Raw genomic sequence first — 7,870 nt, 5'->3', positions numbered from 1 at the left:
GCATCCTCAGCATCAATGAAAACATCCCGAACACCAGCACCTGCATCGGCCAGAAAACCTCCCCGCTCTGCGCCGTGGAGACCAAGATCGGCTGCGAGGCTCTAAACAATGAAGACCTGTGCAAAACCGCCGGATATGACGAGGAATACATAAAACTTATAGCGCGAACATCACCTGATGTATACTTTGATGCCTACATCAGCTATCGCTTCCCGGTGGTGAAGGAAGTCCGTAAGGGAGACCGGATTTCCGTCAAGGGCATAAGAGCCCAGCCAGGGAACTACGTCGTTGAATTCGAAGAGACCAGATGCAGGACCATCCTGAAAAGCTGCTTTCGGGTTTACGGCTCGAGAACCACATACTTGGTTAAGAAAAGCAGGAATACTTGGGAGGTTGTTGCCCAACACAATCCGGACGACGATGATCGGCGTTAAGAAATGCTGACCTGATCAAGACCAGCGGGGGCGGCGGCCTGCCACCGCCCCCGCGGATCTGCACACGGCTGTCCGCGGTGGGGGAAGAGAAAACTCACGGAATCATTCAATCAAGGTAGAGTTTTTTAGAGTATCTATTAGGACGGTACCAGTTAACCCGCTCTATATCGCCGCCACCGAATAATTTCTTCTTCTTCAAAGCGTCTATTCTATTATCAGCCAACCTATTCAGAAACCGATCACGCATTTTCGGATCACGGGTCATCCATTTCACATATTTGAAGGAGTTCTTACCGAAACCGGGGGTCGTTTCATTGACTGTCAAGCCTTTTTTCGGCTCCGGGAGTGACGCATTATACGCCCCGGCAAGATCATCGATCGTTCGATTAATCACAGCTGGACCGCCATTGGGGCCGGATCCGTGGCGGTACAGGGTGTCTTCCACTGCGGCTGCCAGCAGTGGGTCCCCCAGATCATCCAGTTTCAGCAGCTCCCCTTCTGAAGTAAGAGCACCATCAATATACCAATTCATAACTTTAATACGATGCTTTATTTTCAGTTCAACAGGATCAATAATGCTATTTATTTCATCATCTTTATTCTTTTTATTATAATCAGCCAACGTACCAGGCTGAATTCCCGACGACGTCCGATTCCTCTTTCTTCCATTTTCATCAAACGCCTCACCATCAGCGGCATTCCCCCCTTCAAGAGCGTAAAGGAACAGCAGGGAGATCTGTCGGGCCTCCGAAAGACCCTGCGTTGACCTGACCTCTTGATAAAAATTCTGCCAGTTCTCTATCTGGTTTTTATCCTTAAAATAGCCCTCCTTAGACACGGGTGGCCGATATTCATTCCCCAAAATATCGTCCAGAGCAGTTTTTTCACGTTCTTCTGGGCTCATCAGATCAAAGACGGCTTTTCGCCCGTCATTATTCATTTTTGCATAAATCTGGATCCTCTCCTTCGGGGTTGCAGTCCCCCAGCTCTTCACCAGATCATTCTGATTCTCGGCGCCCGTCGCCGTCTGTGTCTTAGCCGCGCCCGTCCCCGCCTGTCGCTTATCGGCGATCGGCATAACCGCGCCTCCCCACGGGCTCTGAGCGATGACGGCGGGGTTGATGCCGCGCCAGCCGAAACCGCCGGTTCTGTCGCCGGCGGCGCCGTTTTTCAGGGTGCGGGTAAAGCGATAAAGATCCCCCTCGCTCGGGGGCTGGCCTTTTTCATCCATAAAGGTGTCGATAAAGGCGCGGGTCTGCCCGGCGGCGCGGGCCTGCCGCTCCACCGCCATCAGGTCACTCCCGTCAGCAACAGGAAACTGTTGCTGCACAATCGACAGGCCCATGCCATACACCGGCTGGCGCATGGTCTGGCGGGCCACATCCTTCGGGTCAGCGGATGTCATCGCCCGCTGCTGATCTATCCAGTAGTCCAGCCGCCCGTTGTCATGGCGGCCCCGCAGCGCGGTCAGGTCAATCTGCGCGAAGGTATCCTTATCCAGCGACGCCTTTTGCAGCGCCCCTTCAAGGGCCGGATCATACGGGGCCTTCCCGTTGTTTTGATACAGGCCCTGCATCTGGCTGACGAAATCAGCCCCGATCACCTGCTGCACCTCTGGCGGCAGGGTGGCGGGGTTCAGCCCTTTGGCAACCTGCGCATAGATCTCTTCCTGCCCGGCCTTGCGGCGCTGGGTGGCGGCGGCTTCGGCAAGGCGGAAGTCACGCTCCAGAATGGCCTGTGCCCCGGCCCGCACGCTGGGGTCGGCGATTTTTTCCGCCTCGGCCCGCTGGCGGTCCCAGATCTCCTGCGGTGACGGCTGCCCGTCCCCGTTCCACGGCACCGCCCGGATACCCTGCACCGCCGTGTCAACCGCGTGCAGCATGCCCCGATGATCCAGCAGCGCCACCATGGCGCTGGCGTCAGCCGGAGACAGCCTGCCTTTGACCGTCTCGAAATAGGCCCTTGCCCCTTGCGGGTCAGTCTCGGCGTATTTGCGCAGCACCCCGGTCAGGGCACTGCTGTCAAAGGCGGCAATCTCGGCCTTCAGGCGCTGGTCACCGATTGACCAGCCCCGCTGCGCCGCCCGTTCGAAAATGGCGGCGCGCCCGGTGTTCAGGGCGGTTTCCCGTCGGTCCGGATCGGCGAAAAACCGGGCTGCCTCTGCCGCCATCCCCTGCGCCGTCGCCTGCGCGGTTCTGTCCTGCCAGGCATCACGCCCTGATGCCGCGTGGCGGGCGACAGACAGGGCATCCCTCTGCAAATCCTGAAGGATCTGCGGCTCGATCATCTTCCGCGCCCGCGATGATATCGTTCCGGCACGGGTTTCCCACGCGGTTTTCAGGGCGGTGTTAATCCCCTCCGCCCCCCGGTAAGCGGCTTCGCCGGTCAGCCTGAAATAGCCTTTCTCGTCGCCTTCCAGCAGATCAAGACGCTGGGTCTGCCAGTCGTTGTAGGCGGCCATCGCCTCGGTTTTCGCGTCATCAACGGCCATCTTCAGGGCGTGCTGGCTGATCGCGCTGCCAAGGTCCTGCACCTGCTGCCCGGCGTTGATCATCCCCTGCGCCGCCAGCCCGCCACCGTCGGCAGAGGAAACCCGCGCCTGCATCATCGGCGCCTGCAAAACCTGCCCCTCTACGGTGCGGGTGGTCAGGGTGGGTACACGTATCGTCATGATCTATCAGCCCTTCTCAAACCGATACCAGTCATCCGCCACCTTATTGGCCCCGCCGAGCAGGCTGCTGGCCGCCCCGATGGCGCCCGCCTGCGCCGACGCCTTGCCCCGGCTCATCAGCAGGGTGCTTTCGGCGTCAAGGCCCTGCTGCTGGTTGCGGATCGCCCACAGGTCTTTCGCGGTGTTGTGGCGGATGGTCTGGGCGTCCATCTCACCGATGGCGGCGGTATCGGTCAGCAGATCGACCGCCGACCCGTCATCCAGCGTCACGCCGGATGCCGACAGCGCCGCCCGCTGGGTGCCCATCAGCTGGCGCACTTTCAGGCGCTGCTGTTCTTCCTGAAGCTGGCCCTGCTCGGCGCGGTCCTGCGCCTGATACTCCAGCACCTGTTTATTGCGCTCCGCCACCTGTGCCTGATAGTTGGCCTGCGCCTTGGCCGCCTGCCCCTGCTGCATCTGGCCGTACATGGACATGCCCGTGCCGAGGATGCCGGAGAACACCCCGACGTTGGCGGCGATATTGGCGGCGGTAAAGGCAGATGCCGTTGCAGCCGTCGCCGCTGCCGTACCAGCCGCTCCAGCCGCTCCAGCGACCGCAGGGGCCGCCGCAAGTGCAAACACACACATAGCTCACCTCATCATAAAACGGTGGAACGGCAGCCCGTCCGGCCCGAACGGCGCGGCGGGCGCAATCTCAAACCCCAGCCAGCGCAGCCAGCGCAGCGAGGCCCGGTTGCGGGCATCAACCCAGTTGACCAGCAGGCCGTGCCGCCGCCGCCACAGCGGCACCATACGGCCCGAGATCCGCAGCAGGGCCCGGCGGTGATCCGACAGGGCATCGCTGCCCAGCAGCCACGGCACACTGACCGGGCCGCCCAGCAGGGTGCCATCGGTCAGCCGCCCGACACCGCAGAGGCACAGGGGCCGACCGGCGTGGCTGACCGTCCATGCCTCCATTGACTGGCACAGCGAGATCCGCAGCGCCTGTTCCGGCGTCACCCGGTGCGATGCCCAGACCTCTGCCACGTCCGCCGCCCGCATGGTGGCGGCAACGGCGGCAATGTCGGCTTCGGTCGGCGCGGTGATCGCGTAGGCGTTAAGCAACGAGGCGTCAGGCAACGTCGATCTCCGGCACAATGGCCATCACCCCGGCGGGCAGCGGGTAAGTCTGGCGGATCAGCACGCTGGATCCGGTGGACCAGCCCGGCGGCAGCGCAAAGCGGTAATCCCCGGTTTCCAGCGGCAGCGGGTTGGCGATCACGCTGGGGTCGACCCGCATTTCGGTCAGCGATCCTTCTTTGCCGACGGCCAGCCCCCGGGTGTTTTCCATCCGCACGGTCAGGCCCACCACCCGCTTGTCACGGCCCTGAATGGTGCCGACGCTGGCCATTTCAATATCCAGCGTCTGAAGGTCGCAGGTATAAGGCAGGCCGACATGCACCGTGGTCGATGGTTGCAGCAGGGTGATCCGCCCGTTGGTCACGGTCTGCCCGGCCACCACGTTGCCATCAGCCAGCACCGAAACGGCCTTTCCTTCCAGATGCCACAGGCCGGAAACGGTACTGACCGCCGGGCCGCTGTAGGTCAGGCCGGAATCAACACAGAAGCAGTCCTGCACCGTCGTGATAACCCGGGTGGCGAAGCGTTCGATGTACCGCCGGGTCACACCGTTGACGGTGCGCCTGACCACCACGTACACCCCGTCCTCGTTGCCTTCGGGGATGGTGGCGACGCTTTCAAACAGCCCGTCGGTGTCGTGGCGGTGCCACGCCCAGACCTTCTGTTCCTTCATGTAGGTCAGGCCTAAGAGTGTCCCGTCCTCGCGCACCGCCCAGATGATGGAATACGGCGTCTGCGCATAGGCCCAGTCGGTCAGGGTGTGGCCGGAAAACAGGTGATTCGCCAGCACCGACAGGTCATTGCCGGTAAAGCTGTCAGAGGTGTAATCGTAACCCAGATCGCGGATGATGCCGCCCTGCGCCTGCACGTACAGCACCGTATTGCCGACCACCAGCGGCGGGGTATGCGCCGCACCGCGGTAGCCCTGTGGCCGGGTCTGGATGTTTGACGGTGTTAGCGGGTCAGACTGGCTGCCGGGGCCGATGGTGAATTCCCCGCCGCTGGTCAGGGCGATCAGGCTGGTCAGCGGCACCAGATGCCGCACCTCGTTCACCCGCTGCGCGGCGATGGTCAGGGTGATGGCGTCATCATCTTTGGTCGGGGTGCTGACCGAAAAGTTGTTGTACGCCGACGACACCGACAGCCAGACCGTCTGCGGTTTGGCCGCCGACCCGGCGAATACCCGCCGCTGCTGGTAATAGGCCACCGCCTGCGGGTAGTTGCCTGCGCCGACAAAGGGGTTGCGTGGGTTCGGCGGCCCGTCACCCAGATCGGGCGCGATGTTGTCATCGACAAAGCCGGTGGTTTTTGACCGACCGACAAAGCCATAGGTCCCGGCTTTCTGCCGATAGATGTTGTACGTATCCGCGCCGGGGGCCGCCACCCAGTTGATCTGATTTTTCCAGGCCGCCGATGCCGCTGATGACAGGCCGACATAGGCCGGGGGACTTTCTTCAGCATCGTCAGCATTGACGGCGGTGACAGCGTAAGAATACTGCTCAGACCCGCTGTTGATCGGGGTTGCCGACAGCCCGGTCGGGGGCACCTGCCGGGGTACGAACGTGATATCCGTCAGGGTCCATGCCGTGTGACCGGTGCGCCGCAGCTCACGCGGCGGGTGATCGGGGTGGCACAGCGTCATCACGTCGGCGGACTGCACCACGTTCAGGCGGAAAATCTGGTCGGCGCTGTAGGGGGTGGTCAGGGTGTAAACCCGGGCAGCCGTGCCGCTGCCGGTCAGGGCCAGCGCCCCGCCATCCAGCGCGGAGACGGTGGCGGTATTGGCGGTGACGGCGGTAATGCGCACGGTGCGGCTATTCCCCCCGCCGGAGACCCCTTCAAGGAACAGGTCATCCCCCACCGCCCAGCCGTGGGCGGCGGCGGTCAGCTCCGCCCCCGATGCCGTGACCGCCTTATCCCCTTCCAGCACCGGGGCACCGTCTTTATGGACGCGCAGATACAGGTGGCCCCATTCCAGCACATACGTCTGGACGGTGGAAAACTGGAACGGGATCAGCCGCACCGGGCGGGTGCTGTTGCGGGCCTCGGCGATAAAGCGCAGGCCGGGCCGCGAATAGGCCCCGCCATGGGCGGCGATAAAGAAGTTACGGCAGGTTTTCAGGCCTTCGGCGTATTTCGCCAGATCGACCCGGCTCCACAGGCTGGGGGCCAGTTCGCCCCCGCCGAAACTCGCCTGATAGATCAGCGCCATGGTCAGCCCTCCCGCACTGTCAGCCAGTCGGGCAAGGCGTCATCGGCGTCGCTGTTTTCCCCCGCGTCGCGGGCCTTGGCACGGGCCTGCGATGCCTCCGCCTGTTGGGTCAACATAGACAGGCGGTCGGCCTTGCCGGTCAGGGTCATGCACAGCGCCGCCGCCAGACGGTGTTGCAGCGCCGAGAGGAATTCGCCGTCGCAGACCGACAGGTCCGTGACCGTGCGGGTGTAGGCCAGTCTTGCGCCGGGCTGATCGGTATAGACCACCCGCAGCATGTTGCCGCCGCCATCAACCGCCGCCCGCACCACATAAGGCACCGGGCGGGCGGCACCGGGCACCACGATCCGCTGGGCACTCAGGCAGTCGGTGGGGTAGGCGTAGGCATAAACCCATTCCGCCGCCGTCACCTCCTCCAGCGGGGCAAGGGCGCGTTCCACGGTCGCAAAGTTCCAGGGGTGCTGCCGCAACAGGGTGTTGAGGGTATCCTCAAAATGCAGGGCGCAGGCGCGGGCCTCGTTGCTGCTCTCCGACAGGTCAGAGATCGAGGCCGCCCCCAGCATCGACAGGGCAATGTTGCAGACTTGAATTTTGGAGGCCACGGCACACTCCTGATGAGAACGGAGGCCCAAAGGGCCGACTGGCCTGTTGAAGGCCCGCGCAACCATTCGCGCGTAAGGCAAGAGGGCGGACGCCCCCGCCCGGCGCCTGAGGGACCCAGCAAATGGAGGTACGGCCTTGCCGTACCGACTGGGCCATTGAGGCCCCGTGCCCGCGTGGGCACGTAAGCCAAGCGGGCGGATGCCCGCGCCCGGCGCCTGAGGGACTGAAAACAAAGCCCCGCCGAAGACGGGGGCCGAAGCCCCCGCCCGCTCGATCACATCAACGCGGCAGATAGATGGGGATGACGTCGATCTTGCCCGTCGCCGCCGCGTCGGTGGTGGTGATCACCGCCTTGACATCGGCCTTGACGGTGCTGGGCAGGGCAAAGCGCCCCAGCTCGGTATCGGCGGCAACCACCCCGCTGCCGCCGGTGGCGGTCAGGCTGACCACGGTGCCCAGATCGGCAAAGGCTGCCGCCCCGTCACGGTGCTGCAGCTTGACGGTCAGGGTCTTGGTGTCGGCGATGGTCAGGGCGGTGTTGGCCCGCACCACCACTTCCACCGCGCCCATGGTGCCGGAAAGCTGAAGCGGCCCTTCGTTGCCGTCAGCGCTGGCGTTCTGCGGCAGGGTCTGGGCGTTGACCAGCCCCTGCCCGTGAATACGCTGGTAGTTGGTCAGTCCGTTGACTTTGTACATGAGAGTTCTCCACTGGAGGCCCAAAGGGCCGACTGGCCTGTTGAAGGCCCGCGCGACCATTCGCGCGTAAGGCAAGGGGGCGGATGCCCCCGCCCGCCGCCTGAGGGACAAAACAAAAACGCAGGCCCAAAGGGC

Annotated in this window: 7 protein-coding genes; 1 reads left to right on the top strand and 6 read right to left on the bottom strand. The window is 63.2% G+C overall.

Going from position 1 to position 7,870, the window contains the following annotated elements:
• On the top strand, positions 1-434 hold a 434-nt coding region (locus tag G365_RS24115; RefSeq protein ID WP_026345371.1), incomplete at its 5' end, for a hypothetical protein.
• Positions 435-540: 106 nt separating this feature from the next.
• Here the strand turns inward: G365_RS24115 and G365_RS0114235 are convergent.
• The 6 genes from G365_RS0114235 to G365_RS0114210 form a co-directional block, all read right to left on the bottom strand.
• Positions 541-3,105, bottom strand: a complete 2,565-nt coding sequence (locus G365_RS0114235; protein WP_019646202.1) for a hypothetical protein — start codon at positions 3,103-3,105, stop codon at positions 541-543.
• Positions 3,106-3,111: 6 nt separating this feature from the next.
• Positions 3,112-3,732 (bottom strand): hypothetical protein, encoded by a 621-nt coding sequence (locus G365_RS21690; protein ID WP_019646201.1) that lies wholly within the window; start codon positions 3,730-3,732, stop codon positions 3,112-3,114.
• 3 nt (positions 3,733-3,735) lie between these two features.
• Positions 3,736-4,224: a hypothetical protein gene (locus tag G365_RS0114225; RefSeq protein ID WP_019646200.1), complete on the bottom strand. Its 489-nt coding sequence runs from the start codon at positions 4,222-4,224 to the stop codon at positions 3,736-3,738.
• Positions 4,217-6,436, bottom strand: coding sequence for a hypothetical protein (locus tag G365_RS0114220; RefSeq protein ID WP_019646199.1), 2,220 nt, complete (start codon positions 6,434-6,436; stop codon positions 4,217-4,219). The genes G365_RS0114225 and G365_RS0114220 overlap by 8 nt, the downstream gene beginning before the upstream one ends.
• Positions 6,437-6,438: 2 nt before the next feature.
• Positions 6,439-7,038 (bottom strand): hypothetical protein, encoded by a 600-nt coding sequence (locus tag G365_RS0114215; RefSeq protein ID WP_019646198.1) that lies wholly within the window; start codon positions 7,036-7,038, stop codon positions 6,439-6,441.
• 280 nt (positions 7,039-7,318) lie between these two features.
• Complete coding sequence (locus G365_RS0114210; RefSeq protein ID WP_019646197.1) at positions 7,319-7,735, bottom strand: hypothetical protein; 417 nt, start codon at positions 7,733-7,735, stop codon at positions 7,319-7,321.
• Between the last annotated feature and the right edge of the window lie 135 nt (positions 7,736-7,870).

The sequence above is a fragment of the Novispirillum itersonii subsp. itersonii ATCC 12639 genome, from assembly GCF_000381985.1.
GTDB lineage: Bacteria > Pseudomonadota > Alphaproteobacteria > Rhodospirillales > Rhodospirillaceae > Novispirillum > Novispirillum itersonii.
Note: the sequence above shows the minus strand (reverse complement) of the source record. Positions and strands in the feature narration are given on the sequence as shown.

What these genes read in the sequence shown, in the direction of transcription:
- G365_RS0114210 (WP_019646197.1), bottom strand. Translation starts at nt 7,735, where the DNA reads ATGTACAAAGTCAACGGACTGACCAACTACCAGCGTATTCACGGGCAG.
- G365_RS0114235 (WP_019646202.1), bottom strand. Translation starts at nt 3,105, where the DNA reads ATGACGATACGTGTACCCACCCTGACCACCCGCACCGTAGAGGGGCAG.
- G365_RS0114220 (WP_019646199.1), bottom strand. Translation starts at nt 6,436, where the DNA reads ATGGCGCTGATCTATCAGGCGAGTTTCGGCGGGGGCGAACTGGCCCCC.
- G365_RS21690 (WP_019646201.1), bottom strand. Translation starts at nt 3,732, where the DNA reads ATGTGTGTGTTTGCACTTGCGGCGGCCCCTGCGGTCGCTGGAGCGGCT.